Source organism: Paraburkholderia tropica (genome assembly GCF_900109265.1).
In the GTDB taxonomy this organism is placed as follows: domain Bacteria; phylum Pseudomonadota; class Gammaproteobacteria; order Burkholderiales; family Burkholderiaceae; genus Paraburkholderia; species Paraburkholderia tropica.
The window spans coordinates 419,934-440,938 of record NZ_FNZM01000002.1; the positions used below are offsets into that span (position 1 = coordinate 419,934).

General features: G+C 67.6%; 22 protein-coding genes. 11 read left to right on the forward strand and 11 right to left on the reverse strand.

The window, feature by feature from the left end:
• The first annotated feature begins 248 nt into the window (after positions 1 to 248).
• The 3 genes from xdhA to xdhC are packed head-to-tail and all read left to right on the forward strand — an operon-like array spanning position 249 to position 4,875.
• A complete protein-coding gene (gene xdhA / locus BMY06_RS04220; RefSeq protein WP_074981642.1) occupies positions 249 to 1,844 on the forward strand; it encodes a xanthine dehydrogenase small subunit in 1,596 nt (531 codons plus the stop codon).
• A gap of 48 nt (positions 1,845 to 1,892) precedes the next feature.
• Positions 1,893 to 4,247, forward strand: coding sequence for a xanthine dehydrogenase molybdopterin binding subunit (xdhB, locus tag BMY06_RS04225; RefSeq protein WP_074981644.1), 2,355 nt, complete (start codon positions 1,893 to 1,895; stop codon positions 4,245 to 4,247).
• Positions 4,248 to 4,275: 28 nt separating this feature from the next.
• Positions 4,276 to 4,875, forward strand: a complete 600-nt coding sequence (gene xdhC, locus BMY06_RS04230; protein ID WP_074981646.1) for a xanthine dehydrogenase accessory protein XdhC — start codon at positions 4,276 to 4,278, stop codon at positions 4,873 to 4,875.
• Positions 4,876 to 4,943: 68 nt separating this feature from the next.
• Here xdhC and BMY06_RS04235 read toward each other — a convergent pair whose 3' ends face one another.
• The 3 genes from BMY06_RS04235 to BMY06_RS04245 all read right to left on the reverse strand — a co-directional run bounded on the left by BMY06_RS04235 (position 4,944) and on the right by BMY06_RS04245 (position 8,467).
• The gene (locus BMY06_RS04235) at positions 4,944 to 5,918 is read right to left on the reverse strand and encodes a LysR family transcriptional regulator (RefSeq protein WP_074981648.1); all 975 of its coding nucleotides are present in this window, start codon (positions 5,916 to 5,918) and stop codon (positions 4,944 to 4,946) included.
• A 195-nt stretch (positions 5,919 to 6,113) separates the two neighbouring features.
• Complete coding sequence (locus tag BMY06_RS04240; protein WP_065057211.1) at positions 6,114 to 6,767, reverse strand: 2-hydroxychromene-2-carboxylate isomerase; 654 nt, start codon at positions 6,765 to 6,767, stop codon at positions 6,114 to 6,116.
• A 104-nt stretch (positions 6,768 to 6,871) separates the two neighbouring features.
• Positions 6,872 to 8,467: a TAXI family TRAP transporter solute-binding subunit gene (locus BMY06_RS04245; RefSeq protein ID WP_074981650.1), complete on the reverse strand. Its 1,596-nt coding sequence runs from the start codon at positions 8,465 to 8,467 to the stop codon at positions 6,872 to 6,874.
• Positions 8,468 to 9,174: 707 nt separating this feature from the next.
• On the opposite strand from BMY06_RS04245, the gene BMY06_RS04250 reads away from it, so the two are divergent.
• Positions 9,175 to 9,528, forward strand: a complete 354-nt coding sequence (locus BMY06_RS04250; protein ID WP_065057212.1) for a BON domain-containing protein — start codon at positions 9,175 to 9,177, stop codon at positions 9,526 to 9,528.
• Between the two features lie 300 nt (positions 9,529 to 9,828).
• Entirely contained in the window at positions 9,829 to 10,089 is a 261-nt protein-coding gene (locus BMY06_RS04255; protein ID WP_065057213.1) for a hypothetical protein, read from the forward strand.
• Positions 10,090 to 10,267: 178 nt separating this feature from the next.
• Here the strand turns inward: BMY06_RS04255 and BMY06_RS04260 are convergent, their stop codons facing one another.
• A complete protein-coding gene (locus BMY06_RS04260) occupies positions 10,268 to 10,918 on the reverse strand; it encodes a sulfite exporter TauE/SafE family protein (protein WP_074981651.1) in 651 nt (216 codons plus the stop codon).
• A 361-nt stretch (positions 10,919 to 11,279) separates the two neighbouring features.
• Between BMY06_RS04260 and rarD the strand changes: the two genes are divergently transcribed.
• Entirely contained in the window at positions 11,280 to 12,173 is an 894-nt protein-coding gene (gene rarD / locus BMY06_RS04265) for an EamA family transporter RarD (protein WP_074981653.1), read from the forward strand.
• Between the two features lie 175 nt (positions 12,174 to 12,348).
• Positions 12,349 to 12,729, forward strand: a complete 381-nt coding sequence (locus BMY06_RS04270) for a DUF5594 family protein (protein WP_074981655.1) — start codon at positions 12,349 to 12,351, stop codon at positions 12,727 to 12,729.
• Positions 12,730 to 12,777: 48 nt separating this feature from the next.
• Here BMY06_RS04270 and BMY06_RS04275 read toward each other — a convergent pair whose 3' ends face one another.
• The 5 genes from BMY06_RS04275 to BMY06_RS04295 are packed head-to-tail and all read right to left on the reverse strand — an operon-like array spanning position 12,778 to position 16,657.
• Complete coding sequence (locus tag BMY06_RS04275) at positions 12,778 to 13,635, reverse strand: sulfite exporter TauE/SafE family protein (RefSeq protein WP_373681570.1); 858 nt, start codon at positions 13,633 to 13,635, stop codon at positions 12,778 to 12,780.
• 56 nt (positions 13,636 to 13,691) lie between these two features.
• Positions 13,692 to 15,317, reverse strand: coding sequence for a bifunctional protein tyrosine phosphatase family protein/NAD(P)/FAD-dependent oxidoreductase (locus BMY06_RS04280; RefSeq protein WP_074981656.1), 1,626 nt, complete (start codon positions 15,315 to 15,317; stop codon positions 13,692 to 13,694).
• 28 nt (positions 15,318 to 15,345) lie between these two features.
• Positions 15,346 to 15,777, reverse strand: a complete 432-nt coding sequence (locus tag BMY06_RS04285) for a YeeE/YedE family protein (RefSeq protein ID WP_074981658.1) — start codon at positions 15,775 to 15,777, stop codon at positions 15,346 to 15,348.
• A gap of 3 nt (positions 15,778 to 15,780) precedes the next feature.
• Complete coding sequence (locus BMY06_RS04290; RefSeq protein WP_074981771.1) at positions 15,781 to 16,296, reverse strand: YeeE/YedE family protein; 516 nt, start codon at positions 16,294 to 16,296, stop codon at positions 15,781 to 15,783.
• 25 nt (positions 16,297 to 16,321) lie between these two features.
• On the reverse strand, positions 16,322 to 16,657 hold the full coding sequence (locus BMY06_RS04295) for an ArsR/SmtB family transcription factor (protein WP_065057220.1): 336 nt from the start codon (positions 16,655 to 16,657) through the stop codon (positions 16,322 to 16,324).
• A gap of 294 nt (positions 16,658 to 16,951) precedes the next feature.
• Between BMY06_RS04295 and BMY06_RS04300 the strand changes: the two genes are divergently transcribed.
• The 3 genes from BMY06_RS04300 (at position 16,952) to BMY06_RS04310 (ending at position 19,197) form a co-directional block, all read left to right on the forward strand.
• Positions 16,952 to 17,857 (forward strand): MBL fold metallo-hydrolase, encoded by a 906-nt coding sequence (locus BMY06_RS04300; protein ID WP_074981660.1) that lies wholly within the window; start codon positions 16,952 to 16,954, stop codon positions 17,855 to 17,857.
• 154 nt (positions 17,858 to 18,011) lie between these two features.
• Positions 18,012 to 18,980, forward strand: coding sequence for a quinone oxidoreductase family protein (locus BMY06_RS04305; RefSeq protein ID WP_065057222.1), 969 nt, complete (start codon positions 18,012 to 18,014; stop codon positions 18,978 to 18,980).
• Between the two features lie 40 nt (positions 18,981 to 19,020).
• Complete coding sequence (locus BMY06_RS04310) at positions 19,021 to 19,197, forward strand: DUF1427 family protein (protein ID WP_065057223.1); 177 nt, start codon at positions 19,021 to 19,023, stop codon at positions 19,195 to 19,197.
• A gap of 54 nt (positions 19,198 to 19,251) precedes the next feature.
• Here BMY06_RS04310 and BMY06_RS04315 read toward each other — a convergent pair whose 3' ends face one another.
• Positions 19,252 to 19,707, reverse strand: a complete 456-nt coding sequence (locus tag BMY06_RS04315; protein ID WP_065057224.1) for a host attachment protein — start codon at positions 19,705 to 19,707, stop codon at positions 19,252 to 19,254.
• Between the two features lie 276 nt (positions 19,708 to 19,983).
• On the opposite strand from BMY06_RS04315, the gene BMY06_RS04320 reads away from it, so the two are divergent.
• On the forward strand, positions 19,984 to 20,604 hold the full coding sequence (locus BMY06_RS04320) for a pyridoxamine 5'-phosphate oxidase family protein (RefSeq protein WP_065057225.1): 621 nt from the start codon (positions 19,984 to 19,986) through the stop codon (positions 20,602 to 20,604).
• 82 nt (positions 20,605 to 20,686) lie between these two features.
• On the opposite strand, the gene BMY06_RS04325 is transcribed toward BMY06_RS04320, so the two are convergent.
• A complete protein-coding gene (locus BMY06_RS04325; protein WP_065057226.1) occupies positions 20,687 to 20,821 on the reverse strand; it encodes an entericidin A/B family lipoprotein in 135 nt (44 codons plus the stop codon).
• Positions 20,822 to 21,005: the final 184 nt, after the last annotated feature.

Sequence of the window (21,005 nt, forward strand, 5' to 3'; positions counted from 1 at the left end):
AGGCATCGACGCGGAGATTTCGGTGTCCTGTTTGCGTGAAACGTGAGAGAAATAACGCAATCAGGACGTCGCGACATAAGCCCGCCATGCGCGTGCGAGCGCGATTTATCGTCTCAACGATATATCCCCCATGCACTTGCGCCTATGGGATCGCAATATTGGTGGTGATAGCTTTCAAATCGTCCACTGTTGCGTGGCGAGCCGCAGACGCTTGCCGCGCACACGCATACAACGACGAGCCAGAAACCATGAATCAGCCGATCCGCTTTTATCACCGCAACGCGATCCGCGAAGTCAGCGACGCGGGCGTGACCCGCACCGTCCTTCAATACCTGCGCGAAGACGCGCGCTGCACCGGCACCAAGGAAGGCTGCGCCGAAGGCGATTGCGGCGCGTGCACGGTCGTCGTGGGCGAGCGCACCGCCGAGGGCGGCGTCAGCTTCAAGGCCGTCAACGCCTGCATCCAGTTCCTGCCGACGCTCGACGGCAAGGCGCTCTTCACGGTCGAAGACCTGCGCCAGCCCGACGGCTCGCTGCATCCCGTGCAGCAGGCGATGGTCGATTGCCACGGCTCGCAGTGCGGCTTCTGCACGCCCGGTTTCGTCATGTCGATGTGGTCGCTCTACGAGAAGCACGGCCATGAACACAGCCACGAGCACAGCCACGAGCAAGCGGCGCAAGGCTGCGCGGGCAAGGCGTCGTGCAGCGTGCCGTCGCGCGACGAGATCGCCAATGCGCTCACGGGCAATCTGTGCCGCTGCACGGGTTATCGGCCGATCCTCGACGCCGCCGAGCAGATGTTCAAGCTCGACGCGCCCAAGGCGCCCGTCGACGTGAAGGCGATCGCGGCCTCGCTCGCGACGATCGAGCGCGCCGAGACCTTCCACTACGAGCATCGCGGCCAGCAGTTCGACGCGCCGCGCACGGTCGAGGCGCTCGCCGCGATCAAGGCCGCGCGCCCGAACACGCGCATTCTCGCGGGCAGCACCGATATCGGCCTGTGGGTCACGAAGCAGATGCGCGATCTCGGCGACATCGTCTACGTGGGGCAGGTCGAGGCGATGCGCGCGATCGACGTGGACGAGCAATGGATACGCATCGGCGCGGGCGTGACGGTCGAGCGCGCCTATGCCGAACTCGTGAAGCACTATCCCGAACTCGAAGAAATGTGGCTGCGTTTCGCCTCGCTGCCGATCCGCAATGCGGGCACGCTCGGCGGCAACGTGGCGAACGGCTCGCCGATCGGCGACTCGATGCCGGGCCTGATCGCACTGGGCGCGCGCGTGGTGCTGCGCGGCGGCGAAGTCGAGCGCGAGCTGGCGCTCGAAGACCTCTATCTCGCGTACCAGAAGAAGGACATGGCCGAACACGAATTCGTGCTCGCGCTCAAGGTGCCCACGCGCAGCGGCGCGCGCGCGAATCTGAAATTCCGCACCTACAAGGTCTCGAAGCGTTTCGACTCCGATATCTCGGCCGTGTGCGCCGCGTTTTCGTATCTCGCCGATGGCGAGCATGGCGAGACGATCCGCGAGCCGCGCATCGCGTTCGGCGGCATGGCGGCCACACCGAAGCGCGCGAGCCACGCCGAAGCCGTGCTCGCCGATGCGCAGTGGCACGAAGCCACCGTGCAGGCCGCGATGATCGCGCTCGGCAACGACTACGCGCCGCTCTCGGACATGCGCGCGACGAGCGAGTATCGGCTCGAATCGGCGAAGAACACCTTGTATCGCTTCTGGCTGGAAACGCGTCCGCACAATCCGCTCGCGCCGCAGGCGCTGAACGTGCGCGCGGTGGCGGCGGAAAGTGCGGATAACGCGGACAGCATCGAAAGCAGCGCGGTTTGACCGGACAGGAAACGGGAAAAAGCGAAACAACATACGGAGAACGACATCATGAACCAGCAAGCCGAACCGTTCCTGGAAGAAGCGAAAGCGCGCGAGCCGTTCGCGCAGGTCCACGTCTCGCGGCCGCACGAATCGGCGCATCTGCACGTGAGCGGGCGCGCCACCTACACCGACGACATTCCGGTCGTCGCGGGCACGCTGCACGCGGCGCTCGGTCTCTCGCAGAAAGCGCATGCGCGCATCGTCGCGATGAATCTCGCCAAGGTGCGCGCGACGCCCGGCGTTGTCGCCGTGCTCACCGCCGAGGACATTCCGGGCGTGAACGATTGCGGCCCGATCATCCACGACGATCCGGTGCTCGCGGACGGCGTCGTGCAATACGTCGGCCAGCCGATGTTCGTCGTGGTGGCGACGTCGCACGATACGGCGCGTCTCGCCGCGCGCCGCGCCGAAATCGACTATGAGGAACTGCCGCCGATCCTCACGGCGCAGCAGGCGCGCGCCGCGCAGCAATACGTGTTGCCGCCGATGAAGCTCGCGCGCGGCGACGCGTCCACGCGCGCGGCGCGGGCCGCGCATCGTCATGAAGGCGAGATGCTGCTGGGCGGGCAGGAGCAGTTCTATCTGGAAGGGCAGATCGCCTACGCCGTGCCGAAGGACGACGACGGCATGCACGTCTGGTGCTCGACGCAGCATCCGAGCGAAATGCAGCACCTTGTCGCGCATGTGCTGGGCGTGCAATCGCACAACGTGCTGGTGGAATGCCGGCGCATGGGCGGCGGCTTCGGCGGCAAGGAATCGCAGTCGGGCCTGTTCGCGTGCTGCGCGGCGCTCGCGGCGTGGAAGCTGCTGTGCCCCGTGAAGTTGCGCCCCGATCGCGACGACGACATGATGGTGACCGGCAAGCGTCACGACTTCCACTACACGTACGAAGTGGGTTACGACGATCACGGCACCATCGAAGGCGTGAGCGTGGACATGACCTCGCGCTGCGGCTTTTCGGCGGACCTCTCCGGCCCGGTGATGACGCGCGCCGTCTGCCACTTCGACAACGCCTACTGGCTGCCCGATGTGTCGATTTCGGGCTTCTGCGGCAAGACCAACACGCAGTCGAACACCGCGTTCCGCGGCTTCGGCGGCCCGCAGGGCGCGTTTGCGATCGAGTACATCATGGACGACATCGCGCGCTCGCTCGACCTCGATCCGCTCGACGTCCGCAAGCGCAATCTCTACGGCAAGACGGAGAACAACGAAACGCCGTACGGCCAGACCATCGAAGACAACGTGATTCACGAACTGATCGACGAGCTGGCGCAAACGAGCGGCTATCGCGCGCGCCGCGCGGCGGTTCGCGCGTTCAACGCGAACAACGAGGTGCTGAAAAAGGGCATCGCGATCACGCCGGTGAAGTTCGGCATCGCGTTCAACGTCACGCACTTCAACCAGGCGGGTGCGCTGGTGCACATCTACACCGACGGCTCGGTGCTCGTGAACCACGGCGGCACGGAAATGGGCCAGGGGCTGAACACCAAGGTCGCGCAGGTCGTCGCGCACGAACTCGGCATCGAGTTCGGCCGCGTGCGCGTGACGGCCACCGACACGAGCAAAGTCGCGAATACGTCCGCCACGGCGGCCTCGACCGGCAGCGATCTGAACGGCAAGGCCGCGCAGGACGCCGCGCGTCAACTGCGCGAGCGGCTTGCGGCGCTCGCGGCTACCACCTGGGGCAAGGGCGCGGTGAACGCGGCGGACGTGCGGTTCGCGAACGACTGCGCGATCGTCGGCGACGAAGTGGTGCCGTTCGGCACGCTGGTGCAGAAGGCCTATCTCGCGCGCGTGCAATTGTGGTCCGACGGTTTCTACGCCACGCCCAAGCTCTACTGGGATCAGGCGACGCTGCGCGGCCGACCGTTCTATTACTACTCGTATGGCGCGGCCGTGTCCGAAGTCGTGATCGACACGCTCACGGGCGAAATGCGCGTGCTGCGCGCCGATGCGCTGCACGACGTGGGCGATTCGCTGAATCCCGCGCTCGACGTGGGGCAAGTGGAAGGCGGCTTCATTCAGGGCATGGGCTGGCTCACGACCGAGGAACTCTGGTGGAAGCCGGACGGCAAGCTCATGACGCACGCGCCGTCCACGTACAAGATCCCGACCGTGAACGACACGCCGCCCGAGTTCAGCGTGAAGCTCTTCAAGAACCGCAACGCGGAGGACAGCATTCACCGCTCGAAGGCCGTGGGCGAGCCGCCGCTGCTGCTGCCGTTCTCGGTGTTCTTCGCGATTCGCGACGCCGTGGCGAGCGTGGCCGATTACCGCTTCAATCCGCCGATGAACGCGCCCGCGACCGCCGAGGAAATCCTCAAGAGCGTGCGTGCGGTGCGTGCGATGGCGCGGGCCTGAGTCCACGGATCAGCGAGGGAAACGCAACATGATCAGTCATCCGAATCATTGTGTGCGCGTGGATGCGACGGGGCGCGTCGTGATCGGCCGACGCAGCACGCCGGTGCCGCAATACGGGCCGATGCACGTCGTGCTGTTCGGCGCGGGGCACGTGGGCCACGCGCTGGTGACGCTGCTCGGCATGCTGCCGTGCGTGGTGCAATGGGTCGACGAGCGCGACGAACTGTTCCCCGACGAAGTGCCCGCCAACGTGCAGGTCGAGGCCACCGACACGCCCGCGGCGATCGTCGACAGCGCGCCGCCGGGCGCTTACTTCATCGTGATGACGCACAATCACGCGCTCGATTTCGAGCTGTCGCTGCGCATCATGAAGCGGCGCGATTTCGCGTGGTTCGGGCTGATCGGCTCGAAAACCAAGCGCGTGAAGTTCGAGCGGCGTCTGGCCGAGCGCGGCATCGCGCGCGAGCGCATGGACGAGATCACTTGCCCGATCGGCGTGACGGGAATCGTCGACAAGGCGCCGTCGTCGATTGCGGTGGCCGTGGCCGCGCAGTTGATGCAGTTGCGCGTGGCGATGCCGCTCGACGTTCATCGGCATGCGCAGGAGAGCGGATTCGCGCGGGCGTAGCGCGCTCACGCTTGCGGAAGTTTGAAAAAAGCCGGACGTTGTTGTCCGGCTTTTTTGTTTTTGCGGCGTCAGATGGCGGCTTTCGAGGACGTGTCCTGCTTCGCGCGCCGCTTGCGCGCGGGCACCGTCAACGACACCGAGACGGCATCGATCAACTCGCGCAGCCAGCCCACGTCGCTAGGACGGTCCGGTTGCGGATGCCACATCTGATAGCAGCGGATGCGCGGAAACGCGAACGGCGGCTCCACCACCGCGAGCGGCAGCATGCCCGCGTAGTGCAGCGCGAAGCGGCGCGTGGTCGTGAAGATCAGATCCGATTGCAGCAGCACTTGCGGCACGAGGCCGAAATACGGCAGCGTCGCGACGATGTGGCGATGCGCGCGCGCCTTCGCGAAACCCAGCTCCACGGGGCTCGCGTTCGCGCCGGTGTAGGGCGTGGGCGCGAGATGGCCCGCCGCCAGGTAGTCCTCGCGCGAGAGCGGCGCGTGGGCGAGCGGGTGGTCGGCGCGCATCAGGCAGACGATCTTGTCGGCGAACAGGTCGCTGCGCGCGAAACGCGGATCGGGCTTCGGCCAGTTGCCGATCACGATGTCGAGTTCGCCCGCGTCGAGCGCGGCGTGATGGTCGAGCGTCGGCGAAAGCGAGAGGATCTCCAGCCGCGCAGCGGGCGCCGCCTCGCGAAAACGCGCGATCAGCGTCGGCATGAAGAAGTCGTTGAGATAGTCGGGCGCGGCGAGGCGAAACGTGCGCTTCGAGCGCAGCGGATCGAATTCGCCGTGCGGCGTGGCGACGAAATCGACGTCGCGCAGCACGCGCTGGGCGTATTGCAGCAGCGACTCGCCGTATTCCGTCGGCACCATGCCGGCCTTGCCGCGCACGAGGATCGGGTCGCCGAGCACTTCGCGCAGCCGCCGCAGCGCGGTGCTGATGGCGGGCTGCGTCTGGTTCAGCCGCAGCGCGGCCTGGGTGACGCTGCGCTCGACCAGCAGCGTGCGCAGCACGCGCACGAGCCAGATATCGAGGGAAAGGGCAGAGTCGTCCATGGCGATGAAAGCGGGAACGCGGGGAACGCAGTGAGCGCGCACGCGCCGCGCTTCGTGCGCACGGCGTCAGGCATAACCTTAAGCCGCGGCGCGCGCGCTGGCCATAGGGCGCGCGGTATGGCGGGGATCAGCGCGGGCGGCGGACGTGGTTTATACGTTGCTTGGACGTCGCTCGCCCGCGTTCGCCGCAGGTTTTCAGGCCTTTTCCGGCTTCGGCAAACCCGAAGGCAGCGCGCTGATGCGCTTGACCTCGCGCGAGTCGAGCCAGTTCGGCGTGCGCGCGCAGTAGAGCACCATCGGCAGCGCGTCTTCGCCCCAGAACAACTGCTTGTTCATCCAGAACGTGGGCACGCCGAATACGCCCATCGAGATCGCGTCGTTGGTGTTGCGGCGCAGTTGCGCGCGCACCGCTTCTTCCTCGATCAGCGCCTCGCCGTGCGCGATGCCCACGCGCTCGCACAATTGCTCGAAGCCTTCCTCGGTCGACGGGTCGCGGCCTTCGCGCCAGATGAAGCGGAAGATCTCGCGCACGCAGGCGAAGTCGCCGCCCGCCGCGATGGCGAGCAGCATCGGCTTGACCGAGTCGAACGGATGCGCGGGCGGCATCTTGAACGGAATGCCCAGTTGTTCGGCGCGGAACAGCGCGTGACGGTACGTGAAGATGCGCTTGGCCGGAATCGATGCGCCGAGCGGCTGGCCCCAATGGCGGTGCAGGTCGGTGAGCAGGACCGGCGTCGGCGCGAAGTCGAAGCCCGGCCACTTGTCGTACTGCTCCAGCAGCAGATACGAAAACGGCGACACGAAGTCGTAGAACCAGGCTGGCTGGCTGGCGTCGATGCCGCTGATCATGCTGTTCCTCCGCTATGGGCTTTCATGCGGGCCGCAGCGGCGACCCGTCGTTTGAGTATCGATCGTATTCGGTGCTGCGTGCTGCAATTTCTGCGCGGGCGGTGTCAGGCGCCGCGTGTTTCGTTGCGTGTTTCTGCCTTGTCTTCCACGTTCGCTTCCGCGTTATCTTCCGTGTTCGCTTCCGTGTTCGCTTCCGCGCCGGCTTCCTTCGCCTCGGGCGCTTCTTCGGCGACGCGTTCGTCCATCGCGTCGCCCGTATCGACTTCGGCGTTCTCGGGCGTGCTGCTCATACCGCCAAATCCGCCCATTGTGCCGAATCCGTCCAGACCGCTCGCGCCATGCTCACCGCGCGCCGCGCCGCCCTCGCGGGCGGGCGACAGCCGCGAGCGCACAAAGCCGATGTGCTCGCGCAGCACGTAGAACTGATCCGCATACGCGAGCGGCATCTTCATGCCGTTGACCGATTCCTCGATGGTGTCGAGCTGGCGCAGCAGCGTGCGCCGCTCGGCGGGCGAGTTGTCGGCGAGCGCGGCGCGTTCCAGCGCGATCAGCGAGCCATACCAGCGGTAGATGCGCGATTTTACCCGCCAGGCGTAGAGGCCGGGCACGAGCCGCAGCCCCGGAATCAGCACGACGATGATCGGCACCAGCACCACCAGCAGGCGGTCGGCGAGGCTCGCGAGCCAGAACGGCAGCACGCGGTAGAGGAAGCCCTTGCCCGATTTGTAGTAGCGCGCGGCGTCGTCGCTGATCGGGAAGTCCTGGGCGCGCGGCGCCGGGAATTCGCCGGCGCGCTGGAGCAGCGTCGAGCGGCCGTGCACTTCCTTGGCTGCATCGACGAGCAGATCGGACAGCGCCGGATGCAGCGAGTCGCGCGCGACCAGTTCGGCCGTCGGCGCGATGAACTGCAACGGATGCGGCGGCAGGTTGCGGCCGAAATCGAACGCGCCCATCGGGATCGTGATCGCCGTGAGGTAGGGAAAGCGACGCGCGTAGGCATCGGCCTGGGTGAAGTCGAAAAAGCGCACCCCCGGCATGCGCATCAGGCGGCCCATGACGGGCGGCTGCGCGGAGTCGCCGGTCAGGAAAGCCGCGTCGATCTTGCCTTCGACGAGCGCGCGGGCGGCGTCGTCGCCGGAGAGCGGCAGCAACTGCGTCTTGCCGCCGGGCACGATGCCGTTGGCCTTGAGCAGCGTCAGCGCGAGTTCGCGCGTGCCGCTGCCCTCCGCGCCGATGGCGAGGCGCTCGCCTTCGAACTGCGACAGCCGCGTGACGGGCGGCCCGTGATAGAACACCGCGAGCGGCACGTAGGCGACGCTGCCGAGCGAGACGAGCCGGTCGGGCACCTTGCTGGCGAGGCCGTCCTGCACGAAGGCGACGTCGACGTGCGAAGCCGGATCGGCGAGCCGCTGCAGGTTCTGCGCGGAGCCTTCCGACTCCAGCACGTTCAGCGTGATGCGGTTGCGCGCGAGGATCGCCTTGTACTTCTGCGCGGCGTTCCAGAACGTGCTGCCCTTGGGGCCGGCGCTCATGGTGAGCGTGCTGGGCGGCGCGGGCTGGATCAGGCGCACGGCGAGCCAGATGGCGGCCACACTCACGAGCAGGATGGGACCGAAGGAGACGGCCAGGTCGCGCCACGAAATCGCCACGAAACGCGCGACGAGACGGGGAGGAGGTTTGCGGCCGGTGGGGGACTTCATCGGGGAAAGGCGGGCCTCGGAGGTTCGTGGGGCGGGCGATGCGAGCCGGGTAGTCGGACGCCGGTGCACGTGCGCGGACGTGGCGTCTGCACGGTCGGCGCGCGCTGTGCTCAGTGCGCCCGGCGCGCTCGCTGCGTCGGCCGTTTCGGGCGGGCGGTCCGCCCGGGCCGTTCGCGGCCGGTCCGCCCGCCGATGGTACATGAGAATCGCCGTTGCGGCGGCTAACAGGTTGCCGTGAGCGTGCCGCGCGGTTGCCGTGGCGCGCAAGCCGCGCCGCGCCCTTAAATCCTTTGCGCTCGCGCCGCGCCCAGGCTAAATTGTGGAGCGCCGCGGCGGCCCTTGCCGTTCGCCGCGAGACACAGAACAAAACGAACAAAAGACAATAACGAGGTACGCGGCCAGGGCGCGTCAGGGTGGATCGACCGATCCCGCCCCCGCCCAGCGCACCGTGCCCATTCCAGCCTCTCGCACTCTCTCGCATCAGCGTGGCCAGACCACGGCTATGTCGTCGCGCGCGCCCTCGAAGGCGCCTCCGGCGGCTGCCCGCGGGTGTCGTAACGAAGCCGCCGGTGCGCGACCGGCAGACGGCGCATGCGCCGTCTGCCGTCGGCCGAAGCGGTCCATCCTCGCTACGGAGCTAAGCATTGGGCGAAGCAATGAGCGAAGCAACGAGAGAAGTACTTACGCGATAGCAACAAGGAGAGAACATGAAATCGGTCGCTATTCTGAAGACCCTGGCCGCAGTCGCTTGCGTGACGGTGGCGTGCAGCGTGTACGCGCAGGACAACTCGGCAGCGAGCGGCGCGGCTGCCGCCACGACCACGAAGGCCGCTCCGGCCGGCAAGAAGGCCGACCGCAAGCTGGGCTACACGGTGCGCAAGGCGCTTTCGAAGGCGCAGGGCATCGACGTGTCGAACATCACGGTGCGCTCGCGTAGCGGCGCGGTTACGCTGACCGGCTCGGTGCCGTCGCAGGACCAGATCGATCAGGCCGGCCAGGTCGCGCAAGGCGTGGCGGGCGTGAAGTCGGTGACGAACAAGCTGACGGTCATGCAGCAATAAAGTCGTAAGCCGATCACTCGCGCCTCCGGCAGCACCGCCGGGCGCGCGGGCGGCACGAACGGGCTCCGGCATCGCGCCGGAGCCCGTTTTGTTTTTTTGGGGTGCTTTCATCGTCCGCGGTTTTCGGCCTGCGTTTATCGGCTCGCTTTTATCGGACTATTTCCAGCGCGCGAGGAAAAGCGCGCGCGCAAGTGCGGACTGACACACAGCGGACGCGCAATTGGCGGTATATGTTGGAAGTGCGCAGGTCCCGGTCATGCTATCCGTGGATCGTGCGCGGACTCATTGCAGGTAACTGTCATGACTATCCATACCTATACCGATTTGCCGCTGATCGACCGGGCCGCGTTCGAGCTGGCCTGTGCGCGGCATGGCTTTGCGCCCATCCATTTCGACGTGCGCGGCGAAACCGATCCCGACGATCCCGAGCACGGCGAACTCCTCGTCGTGCGGCGCGGCGCCTGGGCCCAGGCGTATCGCATCGATGCGCGCGGGCAGTGGCTGCGTCAATTCGAGGTCGATCTGAACGGGCGGTTTTTTCGCCAGGCGCCGTATCTCTGACGCGGGTTGAATCCGCCTGAAGCGCCTGAAGCGGCTTCAGGCCGGGGGCACGCCGGGTACGCCGATGGCGCGCGCCGGCGGGTCGTGGCGCGCGCGCCGCTGAGGCGCGGCGCGCGGGTTTCGCTATGTGAATCGCGCCAGGCGGAATCGCGCGAGGCCGAATTCAGCCGCGCGGCGCTCAGGCCAGCACGAGGCGCACGCCGACCAGCGTCAGCGTGGCCGCGAGCAGCGTGAGCGGCACCGCATGCGCGACGTCGGAGCCGACGATGCGCACCGTCGGCAGCGCGGGATAGAGCAGCAGCAGCACCGTCACGCCGATCGCGCCGGCGCCCACCGAAGTCATCGAGACCAGCACGCCGAGCACCGCGCCCGTGAGCACGGTGAAGAACAGCGTGCGCGCTTCGCCCGGCGCATGGCGATGGCGCGAGGCGAACGCCGCGAGCTGCGGCCGGAAGATCAGCGCGACAGCCGTGATGAGCAGCGCCGCCCCGAGCACCGACTGGATCAGATGCCCGGCGCGCGGCGTATCCATGCCGAAGCGGTGCAGCAGGATCAGCGTGATGGTCGCGGCGGGCACGCTGCCGGCCGCGAGCCGCAGCGTCACGCGCCAGTCCACCGATCCCTTGAGGCCGTGCACGAGCGTGCCCGCCGATTTGGTCGCCGCCGCGTAAAGCAGGTCGGTGCCGACGGCGGTCGCGGGGTGCACGTTGAACAGCAGGACGAGGATCGGCGTCATCAGCGAGCCGCCGCCCACGCCGGTCAGGCCGACCAGAAAGCCAACTGCGAGGCCGGAGACGGAATACAGCAGATCGATATGGGGTAGGGTCATCGCGGACGGCGCGGACTATCGCGGACTAAAGTGGCCTGACTGCCTGGGCTATGACGCTTCGCACCGTGTCGCGATCACGTCCGGACTGGCGCGGCGGCGTCGATCGCGTGGGGATCGTAAGCGCGTCGTCAGGCTGGACAGCGGCAAGGGCTGGCGGCGAAAATCCGCTATTGTCGCAAAACCGGCGGTTCGGCGCAGGGTTGGCCGATATTTCGCTCGCTCCGGACCTCGCGTGTCGGCCTGTCGTCGGCGTGAGTGCGTCCATCGGATGGGCGCGAGCCAGCTTGCCCCGGCCTTCTCGCAGCGCGGTTCGATCGCCGACAGTTCGCGGCCGGCCCGCAGTCAGACACCAGAACGAATCATGAATCCCGGCATCGCGTACGCATTCTCCGCCTTCACTCTGTGGGGGCTGTTTCCCGTCTACTTCAAGACGCTGCACCAGATTCCCGCGCTCGAAATGCTCGCGCATCGCATGGCGTGGTCGCTCGTGTTCGTGCTCGGCGTGCTCGTGGTGCGTCATCACTGGGCGTGGCTGCGGCCCGCGCTGCGCGACCGGCGTCTGCTCGCGCGCTTCGCGGCGAGCGCCGTGCTGCTGTCGGCCAACTGGGGGCTCTATATCTGGGCCGTGAACGCGGGGCATATCGTCGAGGCGAGTCTCGGCTACTTCATCAATCCGCTGATCAACGTGGTGTTCGGCTATGCGTTTTTGCGCGAACGGCTGCGGCCGCTGCAATGGTGCGCCGTGGCCATCGCGACGCTCGCCGTGGCCTGGCTCACCTGGCAGAACGGCACGCCGCCGTGGATCAGCCTCGCGCTGGCGGTGACCTTCGGCGGCTACGGGCTCTTGCGCAAGACCGCGAAGCTCGGCGCGCTCGAAGGGCTCGCGCTCGAAACCGTGCTGCTGTTTCCGGTCGCGCTGATCTATCTGACGATCATCGGCCTCGCGGGCGCGAGTCATTTCGCGCGCGCGCCGCTCGGCCTGCAACTGCTGCTGGTGGCGGCGGGGCCCATCACGGCCGTGCCGCTGCTGTTGTTCGCGGCGGCCGCGCGGCGCATTCCGCTTTCGATGCTCGGCCTCATTCAGTACGTGACGCCGACGCTCCAGTTGCTCACCGGCGTGCTGATCTATGGCGAGCCGTTCGGCTCGGTGCGCGCGTTCGGATACGGCGCGATCTGGGTCGCGCTGCTGATCTATTCGTTCGAAGGGCTGCGCAGCACCTTGCTGGCGGCGCGCCGCCTGCGCGAGACGGCTTGAGGTATCGCTTGAAGCGCGAGACGTGCACGCAGTGTTGTTGATCGGCAGCAAATCCTACGGCGACTGGCTGCTGCGCTGACGTCGCGGTAGGATGTTTCGGCAAGCTGCGAACACAGCACGGACAAGCCGCACACAAGCGGCATCCGCGATTCGCCGAACAGGGAGACACGCGCGCATGAGCAACGAAGCCGTCCATCGCTTCGAGGAAGAATTCGCGCCGCGCATTGCCGCGCGGCTCGCGAAGCAGTTTGGGCCGGACGTGCACGTGGAGGTCGTGCCGAACGCGGGCCGCGGCCATCCCACGCGCGTGCGCCTTTCGGGGACGTCGAGCGAGAACCGCCATCCGTTTGCGTATCCGCTGAACGTGTTTTTGACGTGGGACGTCGACGAGATCGAGCGGCTCATGGAGCCCGGCGGCGAGGCGCGCTTCGCGCATTATCTCGACGCGACGATGCGCAAGATGGCCTCGTGGGAGACGGCGCGTCCGGTGGACTTTTCCACGCGCACGCAGGGCGAGCCGGAAGTGCTGATCGGCGGGCTCGATTTCGAGGGATGAGCGGCGCGGCGGCACTCAGCCGCCCCGCTTGAACCGAAGCCGCGCGCGTTACACCACGCCCGCCGCCATCATCGCGTGGACGGCCTTCACGGCCATGCCCACGGCCACGCATCCCGCGAACACCGCGAACGACTGCTGCAGACGCGCGCCGCTCACATGGCGCGCGAACACGCGGCCGATCAGCATGCCGACGAGCGCGCCCGCCGCGAACGGCACGGCGTTGAGCCAGAGCATGTGGCCGCTCGCCGCCGACGCGGCCACGCCCGCCGTCGAGACCAGCGCGATCACGGCCAGCGACGTCGCGACGATGCCTTGCATCGGAATGTCCGAGGCGCGCTTGAGCGCGGGCACGATCACGAAGCCGCCGCCCACGCCGAGCAAACCCGAGAGAAAGCCCGCCATCGCACCCGAGAGCGCGAGCGCCCGCGCGCAGGGCGCGGTCCAGTCGAGCTTGCCGCGATCGGCGTTGAGACGGCAGGGCAGGTCGGACGCGCACAGGTCGGCGCCGCCTTGCAGATCGAGCGCGTCGTCGTCGGTCCTCGCTCGTTGCTGATGAAACATGCGCCACGCCACGCGCGCCAGCACGAGCGCGAATATCAGCATGAGCGGCGCGTCGGGCACGCGATGCGCGACCCACAGCCCGGCGGGCGAGATGATTGCGCCCGAGACCGCCATCAGCGCGGCGGCCTTGTAGCGCACCTTGCCTTCGCGCAGCGCGAGCAGCGCGCCGATGCCCGCCGCGAGCGCCACCGCGAACAGGCCGATCGGCGCGGCCTGCGCGACTTCGAGGCCGAGCCCGAACACCAGCAGCGGCACCGCGACGATCGCGCCGCCCGCGCCCGTCAGCGCGAGGATCAGGCCGACGACCGAGCCGAGCGCGGCGCTGACCAGCGTGACCATATCCATATGCGCCATGTGGAACTTCTCCGAAGTGACGTCAGGTTCGGCAGGCAGCGCGACGCTTACTCGTGCGCCGCGCCGGTGAACCACTCGCGGCCCTTGAGCATGCCGCTCCAGTAGAAGCGCGGCAGCACGCTGGCCTTGAGGAACCACATCAGACGGCGCGGACGCGTGGGGTCGAGCGGGAACGTGGGCAGCAGCTTGCCGCCGTAGCCGAACTCCGCGAGCACGACCTTGCCCTTTTCGACCGTCAGCGGACACGAACCGTAGCCGTCGTAGCGATAGCGCAGCGGCTGGTTCGCGCGCGCGGCCAGCACATTTTCGGCGACGATCACCGCCTGCTTGCGCGCCGCCGCGCCCGTCTTCGCGTTGGGCGTCGAGCTGACGTCGCCGAGCGAGAACACATTGGGCCAGCGCGGATGCTGCAAGGTCGCGTGATCGACTTCGCACCAGCCCGCGGCGTCGGCGAGTTCGCTGTCGCGGATGAAGTCGGGCGGCACCTGCGGCGGCACCACGTGAATCATGTCGAAGCGCTTTTCCACGCGCGTGACGTTGCCGTCGGCGTCCTTCACTTCGAAGGTGGCCTTGCGCGCCGGGCCGTCGATCGCAACGAGGTTCGCGTTGAATTCGAGCTTCGCGTCGTAGCGCTTCACGTATTCCATGAGCGGCGGCACGAAGGTCGGCACGCCGAACAGCACCGCGCCCGCGAGATCGAATTCGACCTTGATCTTCGAGAGCACGCCGCGCTTCATCCAGTGATCGCAGGCCAGATACATCGCCTTTTGCGGCGCGCCCGCGCACTTGATCGGCATGCCCGGCTGCGTGAACAGCGCGGTGCCGCCCTGCATGCGCTGCACGAGTTCGAACGTGTACGGCGCGAGATCGTAGCGATAGTTCGAGGTGACGTTGTTCTTGCCGAGCGTTTCCTGCAGACCGGCGATGCGTTCCCACGCGAGGCGCAGCCCCGGCGCGACGATCAGTTGGCGATAGGCCACGGACTCGCCGTTGGTGAGGCGCACGAGGTTCGCATGCGGCTCGACGCGCTCGGCGGCGGCGCGGATCCACGTCGCGCCGCGCGGGATCACGCTCGCCATCGGACGGCGGGTTTTCTTCACGTCGAATGCGCCGCCGCCCACGAGCGTCCAGGCGGGCTGATAGTCGTGATGATCGTTGGGCTCGACGATGGCGATCCGCAGATTCGGCTGGCGGCGCAGCAGGCTCGACGTCACGCAGATGCCCGCGAGACCGCCGCCGATCACGACGACGTCCCAGGCTTTCTCGTCCGCGTTCCAGTTGCAGGCGGGCGTGGCCGTGACGGCGGGCGCGACCGGTTCGGCGACCGGATGCGCGGCGGCGCTGGCCTGCGCGAACTGCCAGAGGTTGGTCGCGCGATTGCCGGTGCGGCAATAGGCGAGCACGGGCGCGGGCAGGTCGGCGAGCAGTTGCGTGAACTGCGCGATTTCATTGGGGCCGATCTTGCCGGGCGTGACGGGCAGCCAGGCGAATTGCAGGCCGAGTTGCTCTGCGGCTGCGCGGATCTCGGCGGACGCGGGTTGCGTCGGGCCGCCTTCGCCGTCGGGCCGGTTGCAGATGACCGAGCGAAAGCCCGCCGCCGCGATCTCGGCGAGGTCGGCGGGCGAGATCTGATCGGCGCTCGCGAAGCGCGCGTCGTGTTGCACGATTTGCATGGACTCGAAAACTCCTGAGTGGGGCAGATTAAGAACGGCGGGTGCGCGACTCGAACACGGCGAACAGCGCCATGCCCGCGAGCATCGCGGCCACGAACAGCCACGCGCGCGGCTGACCGCTCGCGGCGCTGACGAGCGCGGGACCGGGGCAGAAGCCCGCGAGACCCCAGCCCGCGCCGAACAGCAGCGCGCCGATGGCGAGACGCAGATCGATGCGCGTGGCGGTGGGCAGTTGCATGGGCGCGCCGAGCAGGCTCGCGGTGCGCGTGCGCGCGAAACGGAAAGCGGGTGCGGCGACGAGAATGGCGCCCGCCATCACGAAAGCCAGCGACGGGTCCCAGCGGCCCGCGAGGTCGAGGAAGGCTAGCACCTTGGCCGGGTTCGCCATACCCGAGACGATCAAGCCGAGGCCGAACAGCAGACCGCAGGCGAGGGCGACGAATGGGCGGATTGCGCGCATTTTTCAGGCTCCGACGAGGTGCCGCGCCACGTAGACCGTGACGAAACCGGCGGCCATGAAGAGGCCGGTTGCGGCAAAAGAACGCAGCGAGCCGCGCGCGATGCCGCACACGCCGTGACCGCTCGTGCAACCCGAGCCGTAGCGCGTGCCGATGCCGACGAGCAGGCCCGCGACGATCAGCGTGATCGGCGACGCGGTGATGATTGCGGCGATGCTTGAAGCGGGCAGGGCGGCGCTGGCTGTCGTGGACGAAGCCGCGCCCGACGTCGCATCCGACGTGGCGCCGACATTCATCCGCGCGAGCCACCACACCCAAGGCGCGGCGCACAGCCCCGCGACGAACGCGAGCCGCCACGCCCGCTCTTCCGCCGCATCGCGTACGCGTAGCAAGCCGCCGACGATGCCGCTGATGCCCGCCACGCGCCCATTGCCGAGCACGAGCAGCGCGGCCGCCGCACCGATCATGAGACCGCCCGCGAGCGAGGCGAGCGGCGTGAAGTGAGCGAGATCGATATTCATGGGCGTCACCTGGCCATCACACGGCTTACGCGGGGCGCGCCTTGAGGCGGCCGCAGTAGAGGCTCGACAGCGTCTGCATCACCTGGATGACTTCGTGGCTGGCGAGGCGGTAATAGATGTACTTGCCCTCGCGGCGCGTTTCGACGAGACCTTCCTCTCGCAGCACGCCCAGATGCTGCGAGAGACTCGGCTGATGCACGCCGACGAGCGCTTCGAGCTCGCCCACGTTGCGCTCGCCTTCGGTGAGCTGGCACAGCAGCAGCAGACGGTCTTCGTGCGCGAGCGCCTTGAGCAGCGCACAGCATTTCTCGGCAGATTCGCGCAGGGCGCCGAGCGCTTCGGGAGTGATCGGTGAGTTCATGGTCGTGCGGCGAATGGGCGCCGGTGAGCGCCGGATCAAGGTTCGGTCGGCCCGGCCGCGTCACAGCGTCCCGGACAGGCTGACAGTTTGTTGACAAACATTATATCCGTTCATAATATGTGTTTCAATAAAGCATCGCGATGACGTTGTCGGAATGAATGCGTCGGCCCGTACGCCGCCCCGCAGTCTCGCGCGCGTTTTAGTCGCATTTTTCGAAAGGGAAGGCGTTGCAGCGTGTTCCGGCCGCTGCGCGCCGTTGTCCGAATCTGTCCGAGTTTGTCGTCTGGAGCACCCATGTCCGAGTCCCCCATCGCTGCCGCCCCCGTGACCCCTGCGTCCCCCGCGGCGCTCGTCGAGCCGTTCTTCGATCCCGCCACGTCCACGGTGACCTACGTCGTGCACACGGGGCGCGGCTCGGTGTGCGCGGTCGTCGACCCCGTGCTCGACTACGATCCGAAGTCGGGCCGCACGTCCACGGGTTCCGCCGACCGCGTGATCGCTTTCGTGCGCGAGTACGGGCTCACCGTGCAGTGGCTGCTCGAAACCCACGCGCACGCCGACCACATCTCGGGCGCGCCGTATCTGAAGCAGCAACTGGGCGGCAAGATCGCGATCGGCGAACACATCCGCACGGTGCAGGGCGTGTTCCGCACGGTCTTCAATCTCGGCGATACGGTGGCCGCCGACGGCAGCGAGTTCGATCATCTGTTCAAGGACAACGAGACCTTCCACGTCGGTCCGCTCACGGCGCGCGCGATGCACGTGCCTGGCCACACGCCCGCCGATCTTGCCTACCAGATCGGCGACGCGGTGCTCGTCGGCGACACGCTGTTCATGCCCGACGTCGGCTCGGCGCGCTGCGACTTCCCGGGCGGCGACGCGCACACGCTCTATCGCTCGGTGCGCCGTCTGCTCGATCTGCCCGGCGAGACGCGTCTCTTCATGTGCCACGACTACCCGCCCGAGTCGCGCGGCCCGGCGTTCGAAACCACGGTCACCGCGCAGCGCCGCGGCAACATCCATCTGAACGACAGCGTGACCGAAGACGCCTTCGTGCAGATGCGCACGGCGCGCGACCGCACGCTGGCCATGCCGAATCTGATCCTGCCGTCGATCCAGGTGAATATCCGCGCGGGTCGCATGCCCGAGCCGGAGGCCAACGGCGTGCGCTATCTGAAGATTCCGCTGAACGCGCTCTGAGCGGCGTGTCTCGACGATGCCAAAACGGCCCGCCCTCGCGCGGGCCGTTTTCTTGCGCGCGCCTTGTCCGAAATTCGAAAGCATCTGTCCACACCACGGCATCCCGGCAATCTAGACTGGTTCTCACGCTAGAACGCACTCACGGAGTCATGCCATGAAAGCCATCCGTTTCACGACCTTCGGTACGCCCGACGTCCTCGAATTCGTCGATCTCCCGACGCCGCAGCCCGCCGCCGGCCACGCACTGGTCCAGGTGAAAAGCGCGTCGGTCAATCCGAGCGACGTGAAGAACGTCTCGGGCCATTTCGATCACACCGTGCCGCCGCGCGTGCCGGGCCGCGATTTCAGCGGCGTCGTGGTCGCCGGCCCCGACGAATGGCTCGGCGCCGAAGTCTGGGGCACGGGCGGCGACATCGGCTTTACGCGCGACGGCACGCACGCCGAGTTCATCGAGATTCCCGTGGCCGCGCTGGCGAAAAAGCCCGCGTCGCTGACGCATGCGCAGGCGGCTTCGATCGGCGTGAATTTCGTGGTGGGCTGGCTCGGCACCGTGGATTACGCGCAACTGGCCGCGGGCGAAACGATCGCCGTGATCGGCGTGTCGGGCGGCGTGGGCGGCGCGGTCACGCAGATCGCCAAGGCGCGCGGCGCGCGCGTGATCGGCATCGGCCGCGAGGCGCCGGACGCGGATTCGCCGGCGGCGCGCCTGATCGACGCCTTCGTGCCGATGGACGCCGACACCGCGCGCCGCGTGCGCGAACTCACGGGCGGCGCGGGCGCGGACGTGGTGTACGACGCGGTCGGCGGCGTGGCTTTCGAACTGGCGCTCTCGCTCGCCAAGCGGCGCGGCCGGGTGGTGGAGATCAGCGCGACGGGCAAGCGCCGCGTGGAGTTCGACCTGATCGACTTCTATCACAACGAAACGCAGCTGCTGGGCGCCGACAGCGCCAAGCTCGGCGTCGCCGACGCCGCGCCGATCATGCGCGCGCTGGCCGAAGCGTTCGACGCGGGCCGCTTCGCCGCGCCCGTGGTGGCGGCGCACTATCCGCTCGAACGCGCGAAGGACGCCTATGCGGCGGTCGCCGCGGGCACGCGCGGACGCGTCGTGATCGACATGGCCTGACGGACGTGATGAACCGGACGCAAGGGCGGGGAGCGCAACGATGAAGGCTTATCTGGTTTCGTTCGCGGTGGGCGCGCTTGCGGGCCTGCTCTACAGCTTGCTCGACGTGAAGTCGCCGGCGCCGCCCACGATCGCGCTCGTCGGCCTGCTGGGCATGCTGGCCGGCGAACACGCGATCGGCTTCGTGCGCACCTGTCTCGCGCACCTCGCGGGTTAGGCGGGCATTACGCAGGATCGGCGCGGGATCGACGCGATTTTTACGCGCGAAGGTTCAGGTTTCCGCGCGCACGAGCCGCTCGGGCAGATGCGTGCGCAGCGTGCGCGGATCGAGCAGCGCGAGATCCTTGTCGAGTTCGAGCGTGACGAGATGGCGCGTCTGCGCGTCGAGCGCCTTGCGCAGCGCGCCGAGAAACGCGGGCGGCGCGATCAGCGCGAGCGTGCCGTAACGCGCGTCGTTGCGCGCCTTCGCGAGCAGGGCCGCGACCTGCGCCGCGAACACCGTGGTTTCGTGCTCGTGATGCTGCGTGTCGGGGTCGCTCGACTGGCGGCCGGACCCGCCCGAGCGCTCGGTGCGGCCCGAGCGGTCGCTCACGAGGCTCTGTTCCTGCACGCGGCTTTCGGGATGAAGCAGCGTCTCGACTTCCTCGATGGCGCCGAGCGGATTATCCGTCGCGAAAATGCGTGCGGTGACGCGGTTGGCGACGACGACCCAGATCGTTTTCGACATGCTTTCCTCCCGGCCTGAAACAGCCAATGCGCTGCGGCGGATGAGGCGAACGCCCCGGCCGAAGCGATGAGTGGACTCGCGCGGCGCGGCGCGAGCTACAAGGGTAGCGCTTCGCGCAGCGCAAAGGAGCTACGATGCACGCGCGCTTTTTCTCTGTGCTGCGAGCCTCCCGAAATTCGGGAGGATGATTCCCGATCGCGCGGGATTCTCTTTGCCGACGGTAGGCCCTATCTTGGTATCTCCAGCGCGCTGCCGCGCAGCCAGAAGGAGCCGAAGATGGAATCGCCCGTTCACGCTTACCCGAGCGACGTCGCGTTCACGCCCACCGTGAAGGCGATGCAGACGCAGCTGGGTTCCCGCGAAATGTATGCCCGGATGGAGACGCAGCGCGGTTTCGGCACCGACCTCACGCCCGATATCGAGGCGTTCGTCGAGGCGCAGCGCAGCGTGTTCCTCGCCACCGCGAACAGCGAAGGCCAGCCGTACATTCAGCATCGCGGCGGGCCGCCGGGCTTTCTGCGCGTGCTCGACGCGCGCACGATCGCGTTCGCGGATTTCATCGGCAATCAGCAATACATCACGCTCGGCAATTTGACCGACAACGCGAAGGCGTATCTGTTCCTGATCGATTACGCGCGCAGGCGCCGCGTCAAGATTTGGGGCGAGGCGCGCGTGATCGACGACGACCCGGCCTTGATCGAACGGCTGATGCCGCCCGGCTACAAGGCGCGCGCGGACCGCGCGATCGTCTTCACGGTGACGGCGTGGGATCTGAACTGCCCGCAGCATATTCCGCAGCGTTTCGAGGCCGCCGACGTGAAAGCGGCGCTGGACGAGCGCGACGCGCGCATCCGCGAGCTGGAGGAGGAAGTGGCGAGGCTGCGCGCGCAGCATTGAGGGCGAAGCACAAACGAAGCACAAGCGAAGCACAAACGAAACGGCCCCGCGCGAAGGCGGGGCCGGGGGCAGGCCTATCGCGTTACTTGGCCTTGTCCGCTGAATTGGTGATGGCGTTGCCGCCCTTCGAGATGTCTTCGCCGGCTCCGGCGATGGTGTTGCAGGCGGCGAGGGTGACGGCGAACAGCGCAAGGGCAAAAGCAAGGTAACGGCTCATGTCGGCTCTCCTTGTGATGGATTCCCTGATCGCGGTGCACAACGGCGTGCGGTAAGGCGATGGCCGGCACCGGGCAGCCATCCGGTAAATTGTACCCGCACGGCGGGGCGCAGCGGGGCCATCTGTACGCGGAGGATGCGCGGCGGGTGCGGCAATTGCGCCGTTCGCCGCCGCTGCCACTGCC

What these genes read in the sequence shown, in the direction of transcription:
- BMY06_RS04325 (WP_065057226.1), bottom strand. Translation starts at nt 20,821, where the DNA reads ATGAGCCGTTACCTTGCTTTTGCCCTTGCGCTGTTCGCCGTCACCCTC.
- xdhB (WP_074981644.1), top strand. Translation starts at nt 1,893, where the DNA reads ATGAACCAGCAAGCCGAACCGTTCCTGGAAGAAGCGAAAGCGCGCGAG.
- BMY06_RS04280 (WP_074981656.1), bottom strand. Translation starts at nt 15,317, where the DNA reads ATGCAAATCGTGCAACACGACGCGCGCTTCGCGAGCGCCGATCAGATC.
- BMY06_RS04235 (WP_074981648.1), bottom strand. Translation starts at nt 5,918, where the DNA reads ATGGACGACTCTGCCCTTTCCCTCGATATCTGGCTCGTGCGCGTGCTG.
- BMY06_RS04320 (WP_065057225.1), top strand. Translation starts at nt 19,984, where the DNA reads ATGGAATCGCCCGTTCACGCTTACCCGAGCGACGTCGCGTTCACGCCC.
- BMY06_RS04255 (WP_065057213.1), top strand. Translation starts at nt 9,829, where the DNA reads ATGACTATCCATACCTATACCGATTTGCCGCTGATCGACCGGGCCGCG.
- BMY06_RS04250 (WP_065057212.1), top strand. Translation starts at nt 9,175, where the DNA reads ATGAAATCGGTCGCTATTCTGAAGACCCTGGCCGCAGTCGCTTGCGTG.
- BMY06_RS04240 (WP_065057211.1), bottom strand. Translation starts at nt 6,767, where the DNA reads ATGATCAGCGGCATCGACGCCAGCCAGCCAGCCTGGTTCTACGACTTC.
- BMY06_RS04275 (WP_373681570.1), bottom strand. Translation starts at nt 13,635, where the DNA reads ATGGATATGGTCACGCTGGTCAGCGCCGCGCTCGGCTCGGTCGTCGGC.
- BMY06_RS04290 (WP_074981771.1), bottom strand. Translation starts at nt 16,296, where the DNA reads ATGAATATCGATCTCGCTCACTTCACGCCGCTCGCCTCGCTCGCGGGC.
- xdhA (WP_074981642.1), top strand. Translation starts at nt 249, where the DNA reads ATGAATCAGCCGATCCGCTTTTATCACCGCAACGCGATCCGCGAAGTC.
- BMY06_RS04305 (WP_065057222.1), top strand. Translation starts at nt 18,012, where the DNA reads ATGAAAGCCATCCGTTTCACGACCTTCGGTACGCCCGACGTCCTCGAA.
- BMY06_RS04270 (WP_074981655.1), top strand. Translation starts at nt 12,349, where the DNA reads ATGAGCAACGAAGCCGTCCATCGCTTCGAGGAAGAATTCGCGCCGCGC.
- BMY06_RS04315 (WP_065057224.1), bottom strand. Translation starts at nt 19,707, where the DNA reads ATGTCGAAAACGATCTGGGTCGTCGTCGCCAACCGCGTCACCGCACGC.
- BMY06_RS04310 (WP_065057223.1), top strand. Translation starts at nt 19,021, where the DNA reads ATGAAGGCTTATCTGGTTTCGTTCGCGGTGGGCGCGCTTGCGGGCCTG.
- BMY06_RS04300 (WP_074981660.1), top strand. Translation starts at nt 16,952, where the DNA reads ATGTCCGAGTCCCCCATCGCTGCCGCCCCCGTGACCCCTGCGTCCCCC.
- rarD (WP_074981653.1), top strand. Translation starts at nt 11,280, where the DNA reads ATGAATCCCGGCATCGCGTACGCATTCTCCGCCTTCACTCTGTGGGGG.
- BMY06_RS04285 (WP_074981658.1), bottom strand. Translation starts at nt 15,777, where the DNA reads ATGCGCGCAATCCGCCCATTCGTCGCCCTCGCCTGCGGTCTGCTGTTC.
- BMY06_RS04260 (WP_074981651.1), bottom strand. Translation starts at nt 10,918, where the DNA reads ATGACCCTACCCCATATCGATCTGCTGTATTCCGTCTCCGGCCTCGCA.
- BMY06_RS04295 (WP_065057220.1), bottom strand. Translation starts at nt 16,657, where the DNA reads ATGAACTCACCGATCACTCCCGAAGCGCTCGGCGCCCTGCGCGAATCT.
- BMY06_RS04245 (WP_074981650.1), bottom strand. Translation starts at nt 8,467, where the DNA reads ATGAAGTCCCCCACCGGCCGCAAACCTCCTCCCCGTCTCGTCGCGCGT.
- xdhC (WP_074981646.1), top strand. Translation starts at nt 4,276, where the DNA reads ATGATCAGTCATCCGAATCATTGTGTGCGCGTGGATGCGACGGGGCGC.